Source organism: Streptomyces sp. NPDC056503, from assembly GCF_042794995.1.
Taxonomy (GTDB): Bacteria; Actinomycetota; Actinomycetes; order Streptomycetales; family Streptomycetaceae; genus Streptomyces.
This window is the reverse complement of the sequence record NZ_JBHTST010000045.1, coordinates 1-20,705: the sequence shown is the minus strand read 5'-3', so window position 1 is coordinate 20,705 and position 20,705 is coordinate 1. Positions and strand designations below refer to the sequence as shown.

The following is a 20,705-nucleotide window of genomic DNA, read 5'->3' as shown; positions in this document are numbered from 1 at the left end:
TTCCGTGAGCACCTTTCAGGCCCCCAAGGGCACGTACGACCTGATCCCGCCCCGTTCCGCCGTGTTCCTGGCGGTCCGGGACGCGATCTCCACCCAGGTGAGGAACGCGGGCTACGGCTACGTCGAGACCCCCGGCTTCGAGGACGTGAACCTCTTCGCCCGCGGCGTCGGCGAGTCCACCGACATCGTCACCAAGGAGATGTACACCCTCACCACGAAGGGCGGCGACCAGCTCGCCCTCCGCCCCGAGGGCACCGCCTCCGTGCTGCGCGCGGCCCTCCAGGCCAACCTGCACAAGCAGGGCAACCTGCCGGTCAAGCTCTGGTACTCGGGCTCGTACTACCGCTACGAGCGCGCCCAGGCGGGCCGCTACCGCCACTTCTCGCAGGTCGGCGCCGAGGCGATCGGCTCCGAGGACCCGGCGCTCGACGCCGAGCTGATCATCCTCGCCGACCAGGCGTACCGCGCCCTCGGCCTGCGCCAGTACCGCATCCTGCTGAACTCGCTCGGCGACAAGGAGTGCCGCCCCGTCTACCGCGAGGCCCTGCAGTCCTTCCTGCGCGGCCTCGACCTCGACGAGGAGACCCTGCGCCGCGCCGAGATCAACCCGCTGCGGGTCCTCGACGACAAGCGCGCCGACGTGCAGAAGCAGCTCGTCGACGCGCCGCTGCTCCGCGACTACCTGTGCGACGCCTGCAAGGCGTACCACGAGCAGGTCCGCGAGCTGATCACCGCCGCCGGCGTGGTCTTCGAGGACGACCTCAAGCTGGTCCGCGGCCTCGACTACTACACCCGGACCACCTTCGAGTTCGTCCACGACGGCCTCGGCTCCCAGTCCGCGGTCGGCGGCGGCGGCCGCTACGACGGCCTCTCCGAGATGATCGGCGGCCCCGCGCTGCCGTCCGTCGGCTGGGCCCTCGGCGTGGACCGCACCGTCCTCGCGCTGGAGGCGGAGGGCGTCGAGCTGGACCTCCCCGCGACCACCAGCGTCTTCGCCGTGGCGATCGGCGAGGAGGCGCGCCGCGTCCTCTTCGGCAAGGTCACCGAGCTGCGCAGGGCCGGTGTCGCGGCCGACTTCTCCTTCGGCGGCAAGGGCCTCAAGGGGGCCATGAAGGACGCCAACCGCTCCGGCGCCCGTCTCGCCCTCGTCGCCGGCGAGCGCGACCTCGCCGAGGGAGTGGCCCAGCTCAAGGACATGGAGTCCGGCGAGCAGCGCGCGGTCGCCCTGGACGAGGTCCTGGACGCCGTCCGCGGTCTGCTCGGCTGACCGCCCGTACCCGGGGAGGGCCCGGTCCGCCTTGGGGCGGCCGGGCCCTTCCTTATGCCCCGCGAACGGCCGATGGCGTACGCCTTGTTGCAGAATGGCCGGGCGACCAGGCCCGCGAGCGAGGGAAAAGGACAGCATGACGAAAGCCGACACGGAGCCGACGGGGACCATCGGCGCGAGCAGGGGGCTCGCCTGGCTCCTGGTGATCACCGGAGCGGCCGGGCTGCTCGCCGCCTGGGTCATCACCCTCGACAAGTTCAAGCTCCTGGAGGACCCGAACTTCGTCCCGGGGTGCAGCCTCAACCCCATCGTGTCCTGCGGGAACATCATGAAGAGCGAGCAGGCCTCGGTCTTCGGCTTCCCCAACCCCATGCTCGGCCTGGTCACCTACGGCATGGTGGTCGCGATCGGCGTCGGCCTCCTCGCCGGCGCCCGCTACCGCCGCTGGTACTGGCTCGGCCTCAACGCCGGCACCCTCTTCGGCGTCGGCTTCTGCACCTGGCTGATGCAGCAGTCCCTGTACGAGATCAACTCGCTCTGCCTGTGGTGCTGCCTCGCCTGGGTCGCCACCATCGTGATGTTCTGGTACGTGACCTCGCACAACGTCCGCAAGGGCGTCATCCCCGCCCCGGCCGGCCTGCGGACCTTCTTCGCCGAGTTCACCTGGGTCCTGCCCGTCCTGCACATCGGGATCATCGGCATGCTGGTCCTGACCCGCTGGTGGGACTTCTGGACGAGCTGACCGCTCCCGCGCCCGCCCGGACTGTCGGTGGCGTGACCTAGGCTTCGTGGACGTGGAGCCCGACCTCTTTACCGCAGCCGCCGAAGAACGCCAGGAGAAGGACCCGGCCAGCAGCCCGCTGGCGGTCCGGATGCGCCCCCGCATCCTCGACGAGGTGGTGGGCCAGCGGCACCTGCTCAAGCCCGGCTCGCCGCTGCGGCGGCTCGTCGGGGAGGGCGACGGCGGCCCCGCCGGGCCGTCCTCGGTGATCCTCTGGGGCCCGCCCGGCATCGGGAAGACCACCCTCGCCTACGTGGTCTCCAAGGCCACCAACAAGCGCTTCGTCGAACTCTCCGCGATCACCGCCGGCGTCAAGGAGGTCCGCGCCGTCATCGACGGCGCCCGGCGCGCCTCCGGCGGCTACGGCAAGGAGACCGTCCTCTTCCTCGACGAGATCCACCGCTTCTCCAAGGCCCAGCAGGACTCCCTGCTCCCCGCCGTCGAGAACCGCTGGGTCACCCTCATCGCCGCCACCACGGAGAACCCGTACTTCTCGGTGATCTCCCCGCTCCTCTCCCGCTCCCTGCTCCTCACCCTGGAATCGCTCACCGACGAGGACCTCGGCGGCCTCATGGACCGGGCCGTCACCGAGGAGCGCGGGCTCGGCGGCGCCGTCGAGCTCCTCGACGACGCCCGCGCCCATCTGCTGCGGATCGCCGGCGGCGACGCCCGCCGCGCCCTGACCGCCCTGGAGGCCGCGGCCGGCGGTGCCCTCGCCAAGGGCGAGCGGGAGATCACCCTCCAGACCGTCGAGGAGACGGTCGACCGGGCCGCCGTGACGTACGACCGGGACGGCGACCAGCACTACGACGTCGCCAGCGCCCTCATCAAGTCCATCCGCGGCTCCGACGTCGACGCGGCCCTGCACTACCTGGCCCGCATGATCGAGGCGGGGGAGGACCCCCGCTTCATCGCCCGCCGCCTGATGATCTCCGCCAGCGAGGACATCGGCCTCGCCGACCCCCAGGCCCTGCCGCTCGCCGTCGCCGCCGCCCAGGCCGTCGCCATGATCGGCTTCCCCGAGGCCGCCCTCACCCTCAGCCACGCCACCATCGCCCTCGCCCTGGCCCCCAAGTCCAACGCGGCGACCAACGCGATCTTCGCCGCCCGCGCGGACGTCAGGAACGGCCTCGTGGGCCCCGTCCCCGCCCACCTCCGCGACGGCCACTACAAGGGCGCCGCCACACTCGGCCACGCCCAGGGGTACGTGTACCCGCACGACGTGCCCGGCGGGATCGCCGCCCAGCAGTACGCCCCCGACGTCCTGCGCGGAAAGCGCTACTACGAACCCACCCGCTACGGCGCCGAGGCCCGCTACGCGGACGTGGTGGAGAAGGTCCGCGAGCGGCTGAGGAGCGACGGCGGCTGACGGACGACGGCCGCCGGCGGAAGGCGGTCGGCGGGCGCCTCCGGGGCCCTGGGCGGCGGCGCTCCGGGGAGCCGGTACACTGGTCGGGATCGCTGCGTCCCGTGTCGGCCCAGGCCGGCGCCACCAGATCGGGACAGTCAGCAGGAGACCCGGCCTCCGGGCAGGGTTTCCAGGAGCGTCGCGCACCTCGAAGGTGTCGCGTGCCACCCACCACCCCCCGGATTCCCGGGACCGGCGGTGGGTCGTTCGCGTGCTGCACGTACGTGCCCAGACCGGGAAGCGGCTGCCCGACAGGTCCCTCGTGGACCCGGAGGGTTTTCCCGGCTGCGGATTGCGACCTCCCTAACCACTGGTGAAGCCGTATTCGTTCAGATGAGAGAGGTTGGTTCATGCCGAACCAGGCCCGCCCCAAGGTCAAGAAGTCGCGTGCGCTCGGTATCGCGCTGACGCCGAAGGCCGTCAAGTACTTCGAGGCCCGTCCCTACCCGCCGGGCGAGCACGGCCGTGGCCGCAAGCAGAACTCGGACTACAAGGTCCGTCTGCTCGAGAAGCAGCGTCTGCGTGCCCAGTACGACATCAGCGAGCGCCAGATGGCGCGCGCCTACGACCGCGCCAAGAAGGCCGAGGGCAAGACGGGCGAGGCGCTGGTCGTCGAGCTCGAGCGCCGCCTCGACGCCCTGGTCCTGCGTTCGGGCATCGCCCGCACCATCTACCAGGCCCGTCAGATGGTCGTCCACGGCCACATCCAGGTCAACGGTGGCAAGGTCGACAAGCCGTCCTTCCGCGTCCGTCCCGACGACGTCGTGATGGTCCGCGAGAAGTCCCGCGCGAAGACCCTGTTCCAGGTCTCCCGCGAGGGTGGCTTCGCCCCCGACGGCGAGACCCCGCGCTACCTCCAGGTCAACCTGAAGGCCCTGGCCTTCCGCCTGGACCGCGAGCCGAACCGCAAGGAGATCCCGGTCATCTGCGACGAGCAGCTGGTCGTCGAGTACTACGCCCGCTGATTCCGGCAGGCCGCAGTACTCACCCCCGCGGTGTTCAGCCCGCCGCTTCCCCGCCCTTGCCGGTGGGGGAGCCGGCGGGCTTCCGCGTTCCCGGCACCACCGGCGGCCGGGCCGTGCGGAACGGCCGCGGCGCCACCGCCCCCGGCCTCCCGCCCACGACCGCGGCCGGACGGTCCGCCACCGCCCGCTCCACCGTCTCGTCCAGGGAGAGCCCCCGGCCGAACCGGAGCGCCTCCTCGTACCGCTCCGCCCCCAGCTCCTCCACCGCCCGCCCCGCGCACAGCGCCCGCGGCCCGTCGAAGGAACCCGACCCGAAGAGCTGGATCCCCACCGCGTCCCACACCGGCAGCGCCGCCCCCTGGAGCACCGCCGCCTCCACCGCGTCGCCCTCGCTCACCGTGACCAGCGCCAGCAGCTCCACCGCCAGCACCACCCCCACCAGGTCGCGGAAGAGGTGGTTGATCGTCACGCACTCCACGAGCAGCTCCCGCGCCTGCGGCAGCGCGCCCCGCGTCCACGCCGAGTACGCGAGCACGTAGAGCGCGTACGCCCGCGACCAGCGTTCCCCGCGCTCCTCGCAGACCTCCCGCACCTCCCGGCAGATCGCCGTCGCGCCCTCCAGATCGCCCCGGAACGCCCGCGCCATCGCCAGCTCCACCTGGCCCATCAGCACGTTGCTGTTCAGCTCGCCCAGCTCGCCGTACGCGTCGAGCGCCCGGCCCAGCAGCTCCTCGGCGCGCGGGAAGTCGTCCGTGAGCAGCGCGAGACAGCCCATCCGGTGCGTCGCGTACGCCTCCGCCAGCCGGTTCCGCGAGGCCCGCGCCCGCTCCCGGCAGGAGTGCAGCGCCGCCACCGCCGCGGTCGTGTCGCCCTGGAGGACGGCCACGTAGCCGAGCACCCAGAGCGCCTTCAGCCGCGCCTCCTCGTGCCCCGACTCCAGCGCCAGCGCCCGCTCCAGCCAGTGCCGGCCCTCCGAGAGCCGCCCGCACCCCACCCACGCGAACCAGAGCGTCCCCGCCAGGTGCTGGGCCAGGTGCGCGTCGTCCGGCAGCTCCAGACAGACGTCGAGCGCCGCCCGCAGGTTCGGCAGCGCCGCCGCCGTCCGGGCCGCCACCTCCGCCTGCCGGGGGCTGAACCACTCCAGCTCGCACCAGGTGGCCAGGCCCATGTACCAGTCCCGGTGCCGCCGCCGCATCCGCTCGGTGTCCCCGAGCTGCGCCAGCCACTCCGCCCCGTACGCCGCCACCGTGTCCAGCATCCGGTAGCCCGGACCCGCCGCCGTGTCCTCCCGGGTCACCAGCGACTGCGCCAGCAGACCGCCCAGCAGGTCGAGGACCGACTCCTGCGGCAGGTCGGGGCCCCCGCACACGTACTCCACGGCCTCCAGGTCGAACGGACCGGCGAAGACCGAGAGGCGCGCCCACAGCAGCCGCTCCTCCGGCGTGCACAGCTCGTGGCTCCAGCCGATCGCGGTGCGCAGCGTCTGGTGGCGGGGGAGGACCCCGCGCCCGCCGCAGCCGAGGAGCCGGAAGCGGTCGTCCAGCCGCGTGAGCAGCTGCTCCACGGAGAGCAGCGGCAGCCGGCCCGCGGCCAGTTCGAGCGCGAGCGGGATCCCGTCGAGCCGCCGGCACAGCTCCCGTACCGACTCGTCCGTGGGGAGGGCGGGGGCGCCGGCCCGGGCCGCCCGCTCCGTGAGCAGCGTGAGGGCGTCCGGCTCGGCCATCGGCGCCAGCCTCAGCACCGCCTCGCCGGGCAGCCGCAGCGGGCGGCGTCCGGTGGCCAGCACCGTCAGGCCCGGGGCGGCCGCGAGGAGCTCGTGGACGAGCGGCGCGCAGGCCTCGACCAGGTGCTCGAAGCCGTCGAGGACGAGGAGGAGCCGGCGCTCGGCGAGGTGCTCCACCAGCACCTCGCGGGGCGCGCGCAGCGTGTGGTCGGTGAGGCCGAGCGCCTCGACCAGGGCGTGCTCGACCAGCCCGGGATCGCGCAGCGGTGCCAGCTCCGCGAGCCGGACCCCCTCGCCGTAGCGTTTCTGCACCGCCACCGCCGTCTTCAGGGCGAGCCGGGTCTTGCCGACCCCGCCCACGCCGAGGACCGTGACGAGACGTGACTCGGCCAGGAGCGCGGCCAGTTCGGCCCGCTCGCCGGTCCGTCCCACGAACCGGTTGAGCTCCGCCGGGAGGTTGCTGCGTCGCATGGGACACGGAGCGTACTCATCCGCGCGCGCTCCGTACAATCTGACCGCGCGGCTCCCGTCCCGCGCCCGGCAACGCGGGCGCTAATGCGGTACGGCGTGACAGCCCGGGCGCGATAGGCTCGGAGGACGACTTTTCGCAGGACCCGAACGACCAACGACGACAGCAGAGAGCGGTGCTCAGTGACCGGTGGAGAGGTTGCCGGGATCCTGGTGGCCGTGTTCTGGGCGATCCTCGTCTCCTTCCTCGCCGTGGTGCTGGCGAGGCTGGCGCAGACGCTCAGGGCGACCACCCGGCTCGTGGCGGAGGTGACCGAACAGGCGGTTCCCCTGCTCGCCGACGCCTCGGCGACGGTCCGCTCGGCGCAGAACCAGCTCGACCGCGTCGACGCCATCGCCTCGGACGTCCAGGAGGTCACCGCCAACGCCTCCGCGCTCTCGACGACCGTCGCCTCCACCTTCGGCGGCCCGCTCGTCAAGGTCGCCGCGTTCGGCTACGGGGTCCGCAAGGCGCTCGGCCGCGGCCGGGACCGCGAGGAGGAGCCGCCCGTCGGGGGGCGTCGTACCGTGATCGTCGGCCGTACCGTGCCGCTCGCACGGCGCCGGAAGCAGAAGGGCCGCTAGCCGCGATGTTCCGCCGTACGTTCTGGTTCACGGCCGGCGCAGCCGCCGGCGTCTGGGCCACCACCAAGGTCAACCGCAAGATCCGGCAGCTGACCCCCGAGAGCCTCGCGGCGCAGGCCGCGAACAAGGCGGTCGAGGCGGGCCACCGGCTCAAGGACTTCGCCCTCGACGTGAGGGCGGGCATGGTCCAGCGGGAGGCCGAGCTGGGCGAGGCGCTCGGCCTCGACGCACCGCTTCCCGAGGGCCGGGAACTCCCCGAGCCCCGCCGCCGGGCCGCCCTCGGCCCCACCCCGCACAAGACCACGACCACGTTTTCGTCGCGCACGATCTCGTACAACCGGAATGAGGACCACTGATGGAGTCGGCTGAAATCCGCCGCCGCTGGCTGAGCTTCTTCGAGGAGCGCGGGCACACCGTCGTCCCTTCGGCGTCGCTCATCGCGGACGACCCGACTCTGCTGCTCGTCCCCGCCGGCATGGTGCCCTTCAAGCCCTACTTCCTGGGTGAGGTCAAGCCGCCCTTCACGCGCGCCTCCAGCGTGCAGAAGTGCGTGCGCACGCCCGACATCGAAGAGGTCGGCAAGACCACCCGCCACGGCACGTTCTTCCAGATGTGCGGCAACTTCTCCTTCGGCGACTACTTCAAGGAAGGCGCCATCAAGCTCGCCTGGGAGCTGCTGACCACCCCGGTCGAGCACGGCGGCTACGGGCTGGAGCCGGAGAAGCTCTGGATCACCGTCTACCTGGAGGACGACGAGGCCGAGCGGATCTGGCGCGACGTCGTCGGTGTCCCGGCCGAGCGCATCCAGCGCCTCGGCAAGAAGGACAACTACTGGTCGATGGGCGTCCCCGGCCCCTGCGGCCCCTGCTCCGAGATCAACTACGACCGCGGCCCCGAGTTCGGCGTCGAGGGCGGCCCGGCCGTCAACGACGAGCGGTACGTGGAGATCTGGAACCTGGTCTTCATGCAGTACGAGCGCGGCGAGGGCTCCGGGAAGGACGACTTCCCGATCCTCGGCGAGCTGCCGTCGAAGAACATCGACACGGGCCTCGGCCTGGAGCGCCTGGCGATGATCCTCCAGGGCGTCCAGAACATGTACGAGACGGACACCCTCAAGGTCGTCATCGACAAGGCCACCGAGCTCACCGGCGTCGCCTACGGCAAGTCCCACGACAGCGACGTCTCGTTGCGCGTGGTCGCCGACCACATGCGCACGTCGGTCATGCTCATCGGCGACGGCGTCACCCCGGGCAACGAGGGCCGCGGCTACGTGCTCCGCCGCATCATGCGCCGTGCCGTCCGCAACATGCGCCTGCTCGGCGCCACCGGCCCGGTCGTCGGCGAGCTCGTCGACACGGTCATCCGGACCATGGCCGAGCAGTACCCGGAGCTGGAGACCGACCGCAAGCGCGTCGAGACGGTCGCCCTCGCCGAGGAGGCCGCGTTCCTCAAGGCCCTCAAGGGCGGCACCAACATCCTCGACACCGCCGTCACCGAGACCAAGGCCGCCGGTGGCTCGGTCCTCGCCGGCGAGAAGGCCTTCCTGCTCCACGACACCTGGGGCTTCCCGATCGACCTCACCCTGGAGATGGCCGCCGAGCAGGGCCTCTCCGTGGACGAGGACGGCTTCCGCCGCCTGATGAAGGAGCAGCGGGACCGCGCCAAGGCCGACGCCAAGGCCAAGAAGACCGGTCACGCCGACGTCTCCGCCTACCGCGAGATCGCCGACACCTCCGGCGCCACCCAGTTCACCGGCTACACCAACACCGAGGGCGAGTCCACGGTCGTCGGTCTGCTGGTGAACGGCGTCCCGTCGCCGGCCGCCTCCGAGGGCGACGAGGTCGAGGTCGTCCTCGACCGCACCCCCTTCTACGCCGAGGGCGGCGGCCAGATCGCCGACCAGGGTCGCATCCGGCTGCACTCCGGCGCGGTGATCGAGGTCCGTGACGTGCAGCAGCCCGTCCCGGGCGTCTCGGTGCACAAGGGCTCGGTCCAGGTCGGCGAGGTGACCGTGGGCTCCACCGCCTACGCCACCATCGACGTGCGCCGCCGGCTGGCCATCGCCCGCGCCCACTCGGCCACCCACCTCACCCACCAGGCGCTGCGCGACGCCCTCGGCCCGACGGCCGCCCAGGCCGGTTCCGAGAACCAGCCCGGCCGCTTCCGCTTCGACTTCGGTTCGCCGAACGCCGTCCCCGGCACCGTCCTCACCGACGTCGAGCAGAAGATCAACGAGGTCCTCTCGCGCGAGCTGGAGGTCCACGCCGAGGTCATGCCGATCAACGAGGCCAAGCGCCAGGGCGCCATCGCCGAGTTCGGCGAGAAGTACGGCGAGCAGGTCCGCGTCGTCACCATCGGCGACTTCTCCAAGGAGCTGTGCGGCGGTACGCACGTCGGCAACACCGCCCAGCTGGGCCTGGTGAAGCTGCTCGGCGAGTCCTCCATCGGCTCCGGCGTGCGCCGCATCGAGGCCCTGGTCGGCGTCGACGCGTACAACTTCCTCGCCCGGGAGCACACGGTCGTCGCCCAGCTCCAGGAGCTGGTCAAGGGCCGCTCGGAGGAGCTGCCGGAGAAGATCGCCGCCATGCTCGGCAAGCTGAAGGACGCCGAGAAGGAGATCGAGAAGTTCCGCGCGGAGAAGGTCCTCCAGGCCGCCGCCGGCCTGGTCGACTCCGCCAAGGACATCCGCGGTCTCGCCCTGGTCACCGGCCAGGTCCCGGACGGCACCGGCGCCGACGACCTGCGCAAGCTCGTCCTCGACGTGCGCGGCCGCATCCCGTCCGACCGCCCGGCCGTCGTGGCCCTCTTCACCACGGCCAACGGCAAGCCGCTCACGGTGATCGCCACCAACGAGGCCGCCCGCGAGCGCGGCCTCAAGGCCGGCGAGCTGGTCCGCACGGCCGCCAAGACCCTCGGCGGCGGTGGCGGCGGCAAGCCGGACGTCGCCCAGGGCGGCGGCCAGAACCCGGAGGCCGTCGGCGAGGCCATCGCCGCCGTCGAGCGTCTCGTGGTGGAGACGGCGTGACGATGCGTCGCGGCCGCCGCATCGCGGTCGACGTCGGGGACGCCCGGATCGGGGTCGCCTCGTGCGACCCCGACGGGGTCCTCGCCACGCCGGTGGAGACCGTGCCGGGACGTGACGTCCCGGCCGCCCACCGGCGGCTCCGCCAGATCGTCGAGGAGTACGAGCCGATCGAGGTCGTCGTGGGCCTGCCCCGCTCGCTCAGCGGGCGGGAGGGGCCGGCGGCCACCAAGGTCCGTGCCTTCGCGAAGGAGATGGCGCGGGGGATCGCCCCCGTGCCGGTCCGTCTGGTCGACGAGCGGATGACCACGGTGACGGCGACGCAGGGGCTGCGGGCCTCCGGCGTGAAGTCCAAGAAGGGGCGGTCCGTCATCGACCAGGCCGCCGCTGTGATCATCCTTCAGAACGCTCTTGAGTCCGAACGGGTATCAGGTAATCCGCCCGGCGAGGGCGTCGAAGTGGTCATCTGATCGCGATACGGTAACGTTCCGCGCGTTGCGGCGGTGTTCGAACAGCTGCCGCACTACGTAGAGGCGGATCGTCCGGAAGCCTCGCGGCTCTTTGGGGATCGATGACTGAGTATGGCCGGGGCCCTGGCTCCGAACCGTGGCACCCCACGGACCCCTTGTACGGGGACCAGGGGTGGGAAGGTCAGCAGCAGTACCACCAGCAGCCGCAGCAGCATCCGCAGCAGGCGACGCCGTACACGCAAGGTGGTCAGGCCTACCAGGACCCGTACGCCCAGCAGGGCTACGGGACCGACCCGTACCAGCAGCAGGCCGCCTACCAGCAGCAGTACCAGCAGCAGGGATACCTCGACCCGCAGCAGGCCCAAGCTCAGGCCCAGGCCCAGGCCCAAGCTCAGGCCCAAGCTCAGGCCCAAGCTCAGGCTCAGGCGTACGGTCAGTCGTACGGTCAGACCGGCTGGGACCAGGGGCCCCAGGGGTACCAGGGGCAGGAGTACGACACGCCCGGGCAGCCCGGACAGACGTACGACGGCAACTGGGAGACCGGCCAGGCCGCCATGGCCTACAACGCGCCGCCCGCCGATCCGTACGGCGGCCAGCAGCCCGACCTCTACGGCACGCCCGAGGCGTATCCGCCGCCCCAGCCGCCAGGCCGCCGGCAGCCGCCGGAGCCGGTCGTCGACTGGACCCCGGAACCCGAGCCGGAGCCCGTACGCCAGGAGCCGGAGCAGGAGGAGTCGCACCCCTTCTTCACCGGTGAAGACGACGAGGACGGCTACGAGGACGACGAGCCCTCCTCCCGCCGGGGCCGCGGCGGTCGCGGCGACGACCGCGACCGCGAGCGCCGCGGCAAGGAGAAGAAACGCAAGGGCAAGAACGGCGTCGCCTGCCTCGTCGTCGCCACCGTCCTGGTGGGCGGCGTGGGCGGCCTCGGCTACTTCGGCTACCAGTTCTGGCAGGGCCAGTTCGGGGAGGCGCCCGACTACGAGGGCGCCGGCGCCGGTGAGGTCCAGGTCGAGATCCCGAAGGGCGCCTTCGGCACCGAGATCGGCAACATCCTGAAGAAGGCCGGCGTCGTGAAGAGCGTCGACGCCTTCGTCTCGGCGCAGCAGCAGAACGAGAAGGGCAACTCGATCCAGGCCGGCGCCTACACGCTGCGCAAGGAGATGTCGGCGGAGAGCGCCGTCGCGATGATGCTCGACCCGGCGAGCCAGGCCAACCTCATCATCCCCGAGGGCAAGCGCAACGCCTGGGTGTACGAGCAGATCGACACCCGGCTCGACCTCAAGCCCGGCAGCACGAAGGAGATCGCCCTCTCGAAGGCCGACTCCCTGGGCCTGCCCGACTGGGCGAAGAACCACGACAAGCTCAAGGACCCGCTGGAGGGCTTCCTCTTCCCCGCGAGCTACCCGGTCGCGAAGGGCAGCAAGCCCGAGGACGCGCTGAAGAAGATGGTCAGCCGCGCCAACCAGGAGTACACGAAGCTGGACCTGGAGGGGCAGGCGAAGGCCCACGGCGTCGAGAACGCCTGGGAGCTCCTGACCGTCGCGAGCCTCGTGCAGGCGGAGGGCAAGACGCACGACGACTTCCGCCGGATGGCGGAGGTCATCTACAACCGCCTCCAGCCGGACAACACCGAGACGAACCGGAAGCTCCAGTTCGACTCGGCGCTGAACTACCTGAAGGGTCAGTCCGAGATCAAGATCTCGGAGAAGGAGGCGAACTCCAACCAGGACCCGTACAACACGTACACCCAGCCCGGCCTGCCGCCCGGCCCGATCGGCAACCCGGGCAACCAGGCGCTGGCGGCCATGCTCGATCCGACGAAGGACGGCTGGATGTACTTCGTCGCGACCGACGGCATGCACAAGACCGAGTTCGCCAAGACCTACGCCGAGTTCGAGAAGCTCAAGGACAAGTTCAATGCCAACACGAACTAGCGGGACGGGCCGCCGCGCCGCCGTCCTCGGTTCGCCGATCGCCCACTCGCTCTCCCCGGTCCTGCACCGGGCCGCGTACGCGGAGCTCGGCCTGGACGACTGGTCCTACGGGCGCTTCGAGATCGACGAGGCGGCCCTGCCGGGCTTCGTCGCGGAGCTCGACCCCTCGTGGGCGGGCCTGTCGCTGACCATGCCGCTGAAGCGGGCGATCATCCCGCTGCTCGACGAGGTCAGCGAGACGGCCGCCTCCGTGGAGGCGGTGAACACGGTGGTCTTCCGCGAGGACGGCCGCCGGGTCGGCGACAACACCGACATCCCCGGCATGATCGCGGCCCTGCGCGAGCGGGGCGTCGAGAAGGTGGAGTCCGCGGCGATCCTCGGCGCGGGCGCCACCGCGTCCTCGGCCCTCGCCGCCCTGGCCCGCGTCTGCGCCGGCCCGGTCACCGCCTATGTACGCAGCGAGGCACGGGCCGCGGAGATGCGCGGCTGGGGCGACCGCCTCGGCGTCGACGTCCACACCGCCGCCTGGGACGACGCGGCGGAGGCCTTCGCGGCGCCGCTGGTCGTCGCCACGACCCCGGCGGGGACCACGGACGCCCTGGCGACCGCGCTCCCCGACCGTCCGGGCACCCTCTTCGACGTCCTCTACGACCCCTGGCCCACCGCGCTCGCCGCCGCCTGGTCCGGACGCGGCGGTAAGATCGTCGGCGGCCTGGACCTCCTGGTCCACCAGGCGGTGCTCCAGGTCGAGCAGATGACAGGCACCCCGAAGGCACCGCTGGCCGCCATGCGCGCCGCCGGCGAGGCCGCGCTCGCCGCGCGCTGACCCCGCGCGGCCGCCCCGGGGCGCCGTGACGACCCAGGGGGAACGGGGATGGACGGGGACGTGTCGCTCGCGTCGAAGGCGGATCTCGGCTTCGACGTCGTGCGCTTCCTGTACGTGGGATTCCTCAGCTCGCTGCCGCCGTGGGCGCGGTACACCGTGCTCGCGCTCTTCGGCCTGACCGTCGTGTACGGCTTCGTCACCTGGCTGCTGAAACGATCCGCCGACGCGCCCGCGAGCGCCGCCGACGTCCACGAGGACGAGGCGCGCGTCCGATAGCTGGACCGCAGGCCGAGGTCAGGGCCCGGACGTGGGAGGATCGGGGGTGGCGGGTCAGGGCCGCGCGCCCGGTCCTGCCGTCGCAGTGCCCAGGCGCGAGCATGAGGAGCATCGTTGAGCAGGTTGCGTTGGCTGACCGCTGGGGAATCCCACGGACCCGCGCTGGTCGCGACGCTGGAGGGTCTTCCCGCCGGCGTCCCGGTCACCACTGAGCTGGTGGCGGACCACCTCGCGCGGCGGCGCCTCGGCTATGGGCGCGGCGCCCGGATGAAGTTCGAGCAGGACGAGATCACCTTCCTCGGCGGCGTCCGGCACGGGCTCTCGCTCGGTTCGCCGATCGCCGTCATGGTCGGGAACACCGAGTGGCCCAAGTGGGAGAAGGTGATGTCGGCCGACCCGGTCGACCCCGCCGAGCTCAAGGAGACCGGCCGCAACGCGCCGCTCACCCGGCCCCGCCCCGGCCACGCCGACCTCGCCGGGATGCAGAAGTACGGCTTCGACGAGGCCCGGCCGATCCTGGAGCGCGCCAGCGCCCGGGAGACCGCCGCCCGCGTCGCCCTCGGTGCCGTCGCCCGCTCCTTCCTCAAGGAGGCCGCCGGCATCGAGATCGTCAGCCACGTGGTCGAACTGGCCGCCGCCAAGGCGCCGTACGGCGTCTACCCGACCCCCGCCGACGTCGAGAAGCTCGACGCCGACCCGGTCCGCTGCCTCGACGCCGACGCGTCGAAGGCGATGGTCGCCGAGATCGACCAGGCCCACAAGGACGGCGACACCCTCGGCGGCGTCGTCGAGGTCCTCGCCTACGGCGTGCCCGTCGGCCTCGGCTCGCACGTCCACTGGGACCGCCGCCTCGACGCCCGGCTCGCCGCCGCGCTCATGGGCATCCAGGCCATCAAGGGCGTCGAGGTCGGCGACGGCTTCGACCTCGCCCGGGTGCCCGGCTCGCAGGCGCACGACGAGATCGTGAAGACCGACGACGGCATCCGCCGCACCTCCGGCCGCTCCGGCGGCACCGAGGGCGGTCTCACCACCGGCGAACTGCTGCGCGTCCGCGCCGCCATGAAGCCGATCGCGACCGTCCCGCGCGCGCTCGCCACCGTCGACGTCGCCACCGGCGAGGCCGCCGCGGCCCACCACCAGCGCTCCGACGTCTGCGCCGTCCCGGCCGCCGGCATCGTCGCCGAGGCCATGGTCGCCCTCGTCCTCGCCGACGCCGTCGTCGAGAAGTTCGGCGGCGACTCGGTCCCCGAGACCCGCCGCAACGTCCGGTCGTACCTCGACAACCTGCGCATCCGGTGACCGGCGGCCCCCTGGTCGTCCTCGTCGGCCCGATGGGCTCCGGCAAGTCCACGGTGGGCGCGCTCCTGGCCGAACGGCTCGGCGCGCCCTACCGGGACACCGACGCCGACATCGTCGCCGCCGAGGGCCGCGAGATCTCCGACATCTTCGTCGAGGACGGCGAGGAGCGCTTCCGCGCCCTGGAGAAGGCCGCCGTCGCCCAGGCCGTCGCCGAGCACGGGGGCGTCCTCGCCCTCGGCGGCGGCGCCGTCCTCGACGCCGACACCCGCGCCCTGCTCGCCGGGCAGCCCGTCGCGTACCTCTCGATGGACGTCGAGGAGGCCGTGCGACGGGTCGGCCTCGGCGCGGCCCGCCCGCTGCTGGCCGTCAACCCGCGCCGGCAGTGGCGCGAACTGATGGACGCCCGGCGCCCTCTGTACGAAGAAGTCGCGAGCGTCGTGGTCGCCACCGACGCCCGCACCCCCGAAGAGGTCGCCGCGGCGGTCCTCGACGCACTGGAGCTGAAGGACGCATGAGCACGGACCAGGAAGTGACCCGTATCCACGTCGGCGGCAGCGCGGGCACGGATCCGTACGAGGTGCTGGTCGGCCGGCAGCTGCTCGGCGAACTGCCCGCCCTCATCGGCCACAGGGCCAGGCGGGTCGCCGTCATCCACCCCGAGGCGCTCGCCGGGACCGGCGAGGCGCTCCGCGAGGACCTGGCCGAGCAGGGGTACGAGGCCGTCGCCATCCAGGTGCCGAACGCCGAGGAGGCGAAGACCGCCGAGGTCGCCGCCTACTGCTGGAAGGCGCTCGGCCAGACCGGCTTCACCCGCACCGACGTCATCGTCGGCGTCGGCGGCGGCGCCACCACCGACCTGGCCGGCTTCGTCGCCGCGACCTGGCTGCGCGGCGTGCGCTGGGTCGCGGTGCCGACCACCGTCCTCGGCATGGTCGACGCCGCCGTCGGCGGCAAGACCGGCATCAACACCGCCGAGGGCAAGAACCTCGTGGGCGCCTTCCACCCGCCGGCCGGGGTCCTCTGCGACCTCGCCGCGCTGGACTCGCTGCCGGTGCACGACTTCGTCAGCGGCCTCGCCGAGATCATCAAGACCGGCTTCATCGCCGACCCGGTGATCCTCGACCTCATTGAGGAGGACCCGCAGGCCGCCCGCACGCCCGCCGGACCGCACACCGCCGAGCTGATCGTCCGCTCGATCCAGGTCAAGGCCGACGTCGTCTCCGGCGACCTCAAGGAGTCCGGCCGCCGCGAGATCCTCAACTACGGGCACACCCTCGCGCACGCCATCGAGAAGAACGAGCGGTACAAGTGGCGGCACGGCGCCGCCGTCTCCGTCGGCATGGTCTTCGCCGCCGAACTGGGCCGCCTCGCGGGCCGCCTCGACGACGCCACCGCCGACCGGCACCGCGCCGTCCTGGAGTCCGTCGGCCTGCCGCTCACCTACCGCGGCGACCAGTGGCCCAAGCTCCTGGAGACGATGAAGGTGGACAAGAAGTCCCGCGGTGACCTGCTGCGCTTCATCGTCCTCGACGGGCTCGCCAAGCCCGCCGTCCTGGAGGGTCCCGACCCGGCCGTCCTCATCGCCGCCTACGGGGAGCTCTCGGCATGAGCGCACCGCGCCGCGTCCTGGTCCTGAACGGGCCGAACCTCGGCCGGCTGGGCTCGCGCGAGCCCGACATCTACGGCGCCACCTCCTACAAGGGGCTCGTGGAGTCCTGCCGGGAGCTCGGCGCCGAGCTCGGCTTCGACGTCGAGGTCCGGGAGACCAACGACGAGGGCGAGATGATCCGCTGGCTGCACGAGGCGGCCGACGGACGCGTGCCGGTCGTGCTCAACCCGGGCGCGTTCACGCACTACTCGTACGGGATGCGGGACGCGGCCGCGCAGCGGACCGCCCCGCTGATCGAGGTGCACATCTCGAACCCGTACACCCGCGAGGAGTTCCGGCACACCTCGGTGGTGGCCGCCGTGGCGACCGGCACGATCGCCGGCTTCGGCATCGGCTCCTACCGGCTCGCCCTGCGCGCCCTCGCCGAGGAGATCGCGCCCGACAGCCGGGGCTGAGCGGGCGTACGCGGGACCAGGGGCGGCTGCCGGCACGGGCGGCCGCCCTTCTCGGCGTGAGGGCCGGCACGGGTCCCACGGGGGCGCTCCGGGGGTGTTCCGGGGCCGCTCCGGGGGTGCTCCAGGGGTGTTCCGGGGGTGTTCCGGGGGCGGGCACTTTCGGTAGGCCCCCGCCCGTTCCCCGAGCGGGGGGACGGGGCGGTAACGTTTTGGCATCCACGGGGGACCGGGGCCGGGCCGAGGCGGCACCGGACCGGCCGCCCCCACCGACCTACGAGGCCGACGAGACGGAGTGGCACCGGATGCAGCACGCAGTGGGGGGACCGCTGCCACCGCCCGAGCGGCCGGGCCTGACGCCCGGCCAGGGCCCGGCGGGCGGCCACGGCCCCGTACCCCCGCCCCCGCAGGCCGCGCCCTACCCGGGACCGCCGTCCGGCGCGCCGGGCGGCCGGCTCGGCGTCCACCCCGCCGTCCAGCCGGGACCGCCCCCGGCGCCCGGCGGCGCGGGCTGGGGCGCGGCGCCCGGAGCCGTACCGCCGCACCCCGGCGGAGCGGTGCCCGCGCACGCCTCCGTGCCCCCGCACGCGCCCGGGTCCCCGTACGTCACCGGGGCCGTGCCGCTGGCGCCGCCCGTGCCGGTCGTCGAGCACCGGCCCGGCACCGGGGGCGCGACCCTCGCCGTGCTGCTGATCGGGCCCGCGGGCGCGGGCAAGACCACGGTCGCCCGGCACTGGGCGCGCCGCCGGCCCGTCCCCACCGCCCACATCAGCCTCGACGACGTACGGGAATGGGTCTGCTCCGGTTTCGCCGACCCGCAGTCGGGGTGGAACGAGCACTCCGAGGCGCAGTACCGGCTCGCCCGCCGCACCTGCGGCTTCGCCGCCCGCAACTTCCTCGCCAACGGCATCTCCTGCATCCTCGACGACGCCGTCTTCCCCGACCGGCCCGTCGTCGGGCTCGGCGGCTGGAAGCGGCACGTCGGCCCCGGCCTGCTGCCGGTGGTCCTCCTCCCCGGCCTGGAGGTCGTCCTGGAGCGCAACGCCCAGCGCGCCGGCAACCGGCGGCTGACCGACGAGGAGGTCGCCGCGATACACGGCCGGATGGCCGGCTGGTACGGCTCCGGGCTGCCGATCATCGACAACTCGGCGCTCGACGTGGACTCCACCGCCCGGCTCATCGACGAGGCCCTGGCCCGGGCGATAGCCGCGCCGCCCGGCGGCTGACCGGCGGGCGTTCCCCGGTCGGACGCCGCCGACGGGCCGGGGCGGGGCCCGGCTCGTAGGCTCGGAGGCATGTCACAGGTGTATGCGGACCGCCGGGTCAGGCTGCGCGACCGGGTCGCGGCAGCGGGCAGCGCGGCGGCCCTGGTGTCCCGTCCCGCCAACGTCCGCTATCTCGCGGGCGGCGCCCCGCCCGGCGCCGTCCTGCTCGTCGGTCCCGAGCCCGGCGCGGACCTGCTGATCCGGCCGCCGGCGGTCGAGGGCGAGCCCCTCGACGGGCGGCTCGACGAGCTGCTCCGGCAGCAGCAGCTGCCGCTCGGCGGCGGCGATCCGGCCGTCGCCGCGGCCGAACTCGCCCGCCGCTCCGGCACCGACGGGCTCGCCGTCGAGGAGCACGACCTGACGGTGGCCCGTCACCGCGGCCTCGGCGCCGCCGCTCCCGGACTCCGGCTCTCCGACCTCGCCTGCGCCGTCGAACAGCTCAGGGTGGTCAAGGACGAGGACGAGATCGCCTGTCTGAGGATCGCCGCGGAGATCGCCGACCAGGCCCTCGGCGAGCTCCTGGAGTCCATCCTCGTCGGCCGCACCGAACGCCACCTCGCCCTCGAACTGGAGCGGCGGCTCGTCGACCACGGCGCCGACGGCGCGGCCTTCCCCACCTCCGTCGCCACCGGACCCCACTCCGGCCGGCGCGGCCACCGGCCCACCGACCGCCGGGTCGAGGAGGGTGACTTCCTGTCGGTCTGCCTCGGCGCGGACTACCGCGGCTACCGCTGTGAGATCGGCCGGACCTTCGTCATCGGCACCGCGCCGGCCGACTGGCAGATCGAGTTGTACGAGCTCGTCTTCGCCGCCCAGCGGGCCGGACGGGAGTCCCTCGTGCCCGGCGCCGGGTACCGTGACGTGGACCGCGCGGCCCGCCAGATCCTCGACGCCGCGGGCCATGCGGAGACCGCCGTTCCGCTCACCGGACACGGGGTCGGGCTCGAAATCGACGAGGACCCGCAGTTGTCCCCCTCGGCCATGGGTAAACTGGACGCTTGCGTGCCGGTCACCGTCGAACCGGGGGTCCACCTCCCGGGCCGGGGCGGGGTCCGGATCGATGACACGCTCGTCGTGCGCCAGGAGGCGGACGGCGGACCCGAGCTACTCACCATCACGACCAAGGAGCTGCTCGCGCTGTGAGGCGCGTACGCCTCCTCGGTCCCGCGTCAGTCCAGGAGATTCCGCAACCGTGGCTTCCACGAACGACCTCAAGAACGGCATGGTGCTCAAGCTCGACGGGGGCCAGCTCTGGTCCGTCGTCGAGTTCCAGCACGTCAAGCCCGGCAAGGGCCCGGCCTTCGTGCGCACCAAGCTCAAGAACGTGCTGTCCGGCAAGGTCGTCGACAAGACCTTCAACGCCGGCGTGAAGGTGGAGACCGCGAACGTCGACAAGCGCGACATGCAGTTCTCCTACATGGACGGCGACTACTTCGTCTTCATGGACCTGGACACCTACGACCAGCTCCACATCGACCGCAAGGTCGTCGGCGACGCCGCCAACTTCCTCATCGAGGGCTTCACCGCCCTCGTCGCGCAGAACGAGGGCCAGGTCCTCTACGTCGAGCTGCCGGCCGCCGTCGAGCTGGTCATCGCCGAGACCGAGCCGGGCGTCCAGGGCGACCGCTCCACCGGTGGCACCAAGCCCGCCAAGCTGGAGACCGGCCACGAGATCCAGGTCCCGCTCTTCATCACCACCGGTGAGAAGGTCAAGGTCGACACCCGCACCAGCGACTACCTCGGCCGGGTGAACAGCTAACCGTGGCCGCCCGGAGCAAGGCCCGCAGGCGGGCCTTCCAGATCCTGTTCGAGGCCGACCAGCGCGGCACTTCGGTCCAGGAGGTCCTCGCGGACCAGATCCGGCTCCACCGTGCCGACGAGCGTCAGCCCGCGGTCGGTGACTTCACGATGCAGCTGGTCGAGGGGTACGCCCGGTACGTGGCCCGGATCGACGAGCTCATCGCCACCTACGCGGTGGACTGGGACCTCGACCGGATGCCGGCCGCCGACCGCAGCATCGTGCGCCTCGGCGCGTACGAGCTGATCTGGGAGGACGGCACCCCGGACGCGGTGGCGATCGACGAGGCCGTGCAGCTCGCCAAGGAGTTCTCCACGGACGACTCCCCGGCGTTCGTCAACGGACTCCTCGGGCGCTTCAAGGACCTGAAGCCCCGACTCCGCCGCGACGTGGACGCCTAGGTCCGCACCCGGCCCTGCGAAGGGGCCCGCCGCACCACTCGGTGCCGCGGGCCCCTTCGCGTTCCCCCGAACGGGTGAGAGGCGGGGGAGGAGCGGACACGAAAGCGCCGGGCC

Annotated in this window: 20 protein-coding genes; 19 read left to right on the top strand and 1 reads right to left on the bottom strand. The window is 72.7% G+C overall.

Annotation, left to right across the window (positions count from 1 at the left end):
- Positions 1-4: 4 nt before the first annotated feature.
- The 4 genes from hisS (at position 5) to rpsD (ending at position 4,421) form a co-directional block, all read left to right on the top strand.
- Positions 5-1,267 carry a histidine--tRNA ligase gene (hisS, locus tag ACFQ8C_RS16185; RefSeq protein WP_383457273.1) on the top strand — a complete coding sequence of 421 codons (1,263 nt, stop codon included), beginning with the start codon at positions 5-7 and terminating at the stop codon, positions 1,265-1,267.
- A 136-nt stretch (positions 1,268-1,403) separates the two neighbouring features.
- Positions 1,404-2,009, top strand: a complete 606-nt coding sequence (locus tag ACFQ8C_RS16180) for a vitamin K epoxide reductase family protein (RefSeq protein WP_383457271.1) — start codon at positions 1,404-1,406, stop codon at positions 2,007-2,009.
- Between the two features lie 52 nt (positions 2,010-2,061).
- On the top strand, positions 2,062-3,417 hold the full coding sequence (locus ACFQ8C_RS16175; RefSeq protein WP_383457350.1) for a replication-associated recombination protein A: 1,356 nt from the start codon (positions 2,062-2,064) through the stop codon (positions 3,415-3,417).
- Positions 3,418-3,806: 389 nt separating this feature from the next.
- Complete coding sequence (rpsD, locus tag ACFQ8C_RS16170) at positions 3,807-4,421, top strand: 30S ribosomal protein S4 (RefSeq protein WP_306313359.1); 615 nt, start codon at positions 3,807-3,809, stop codon at positions 4,419-4,421.
- 34 nt (positions 4,422-4,455) lie between these two features.
- Here rpsD and ACFQ8C_RS16165 read toward each other — a convergent pair whose 3' ends face one another.
- Positions 4,456-6,615: an ATP-binding protein gene (locus ACFQ8C_RS16165; RefSeq protein ID WP_383457268.1), complete on the bottom strand. Its 2,160-nt coding sequence runs from the start codon at positions 6,613-6,615 to the stop codon at positions 4,456-4,458.
- Between the two features lie 180 nt (positions 6,616-6,795).
- Here ACFQ8C_RS16165 and ACFQ8C_RS16160 point away from each other — a divergent pair, with 180 nt between their 5' ends.
- From ACFQ8C_RS16160 to nusB, 15 genes are all read left to right on the top strand, one after another.
- Positions 6,796-7,236 (top strand): DUF948 domain-containing protein, encoded by a 441-nt coding sequence (locus tag ACFQ8C_RS16160; protein WP_383457267.1) that lies wholly within the window; start codon positions 6,796-6,798, stop codon positions 7,234-7,236.
- Between the two features lie 5 nt (positions 7,237-7,241).
- On the top strand, positions 7,242-7,592 hold the full coding sequence (locus ACFQ8C_RS16155) for a DUF6167 family protein (protein ID WP_383457264.1): 351 nt from the start codon (positions 7,242-7,244) through the stop codon (positions 7,590-7,592).
- The gene (alaS, locus tag ACFQ8C_RS16150; RefSeq protein WP_383457261.1) at positions 7,592-10,261 is read left to right on the top strand and encodes an alanine--tRNA ligase; all 2,670 of its coding nucleotides are present in this window, start codon (positions 7,592-7,594) and stop codon (positions 10,259-10,261) included. The genes ACFQ8C_RS16155 and alaS overlap by 1 nt, the downstream gene beginning before the upstream one ends.
- A gap of 2 nt (positions 10,262-10,263) precedes the next feature.
- A complete protein-coding gene (ruvX, locus tag ACFQ8C_RS16145) occupies positions 10,264-10,728 on the top strand; it encodes a Holliday junction resolvase RuvX (RefSeq protein ID WP_383457348.1) in 465 nt (154 codons plus the stop codon).
- Between the two features lie 101 nt (positions 10,729-10,829).
- Complete coding sequence (gene mltG, locus ACFQ8C_RS16140; protein WP_383457258.1) at positions 10,830-12,665, top strand: endolytic transglycosylase MltG; 1,836 nt, start codon at positions 10,830-10,832, stop codon at positions 12,663-12,665.
- Positions 12,649-13,491 carry a shikimate dehydrogenase gene (locus ACFQ8C_RS16135; protein ID WP_383457255.1) on the top strand — a complete coding sequence of 281 codons (843 nt, stop codon included), beginning with the start codon at positions 12,649-12,651 and terminating at the stop codon, positions 13,489-13,491. The genes mltG and ACFQ8C_RS16135 overlap by 17 nt, the downstream gene beginning before the upstream one ends.
- A 48-nt stretch (positions 13,492-13,539) precedes the next feature.
- Positions 13,540-13,767, top strand: a complete 228-nt coding sequence (locus tag ACFQ8C_RS16130; protein ID WP_383457252.1) for a hypothetical protein — start codon at positions 13,540-13,542, stop codon at positions 13,765-13,767.
- A gap of 114 nt (positions 13,768-13,881) precedes the next feature.
- The gene (gene aroC, locus ACFQ8C_RS16125) at positions 13,882-15,066 is read left to right on the top strand and encodes a chorismate synthase (protein ID WP_383457250.1); all 1,185 of its coding nucleotides are present in this window, start codon (positions 13,882-13,884) and stop codon (positions 15,064-15,066) included.
- A complete protein-coding gene (locus ACFQ8C_RS16120; RefSeq protein ID WP_383457248.1) occupies positions 15,063-15,581 on the top strand; it encodes a shikimate kinase in 519 nt (172 codons plus the stop codon). The genes aroC and ACFQ8C_RS16120 overlap by 4 nt, the downstream gene beginning before the upstream one ends.
- Positions 15,578-16,675 (top strand): 3-dehydroquinate synthase, encoded by a 1,098-nt coding sequence (aroB, locus tag ACFQ8C_RS16115; protein ID WP_383457244.1) that lies wholly within the window; start codon positions 15,578-15,580, stop codon positions 16,673-16,675. The genes ACFQ8C_RS16120 and aroB overlap by 4 nt, the downstream gene beginning before the upstream one ends.
- Positions 16,672-17,130 (top strand): type II 3-dehydroquinate dehydratase, encoded by a 459-nt coding sequence (aroQ, locus tag ACFQ8C_RS16110; RefSeq protein ID WP_383457241.1) that lies wholly within the window; start codon positions 16,672-16,674, stop codon positions 17,128-17,130. Before aroB ends, aroQ begins: the two co-directional genes overlap by 4 nt.
- A gap of 302 nt (positions 17,131-17,432) precedes the next feature.
- Positions 17,433-18,353: an AAA family ATPase gene (locus ACFQ8C_RS16105; RefSeq protein WP_383457238.1), complete on the top strand. Its 921-nt coding sequence runs from the start codon at positions 17,433-17,435 to the stop codon at positions 18,351-18,353.
- A 69-nt stretch (positions 18,354-18,422) separates the two neighbouring features.
- Complete coding sequence (locus tag ACFQ8C_RS16100; protein WP_383457236.1) at positions 18,423-19,535, top strand: M24 family metallopeptidase; 1,113 nt, start codon at positions 18,423-18,425, stop codon at positions 19,533-19,535.
- A gap of 49 nt (positions 19,536-19,584) precedes the next feature.
- Positions 19,585-20,151, top strand: a complete 567-nt coding sequence (gene efp / locus ACFQ8C_RS16095) for an elongation factor P (protein ID WP_383457233.1) — start codon at positions 19,585-19,587, stop codon at positions 20,149-20,151.
- A 2-nt stretch (positions 20,152-20,153) separates the two neighbouring features.
- On the top strand, positions 20,154-20,591 hold the full coding sequence (gene nusB, locus ACFQ8C_RS16090; RefSeq protein ID WP_383457230.1) for a transcription antitermination factor NusB: 438 nt from the start codon (positions 20,154-20,156) through the stop codon (positions 20,589-20,591).
- The last annotated feature ends 114 nt before the right edge of the window (positions 20,592-20,705 follow it).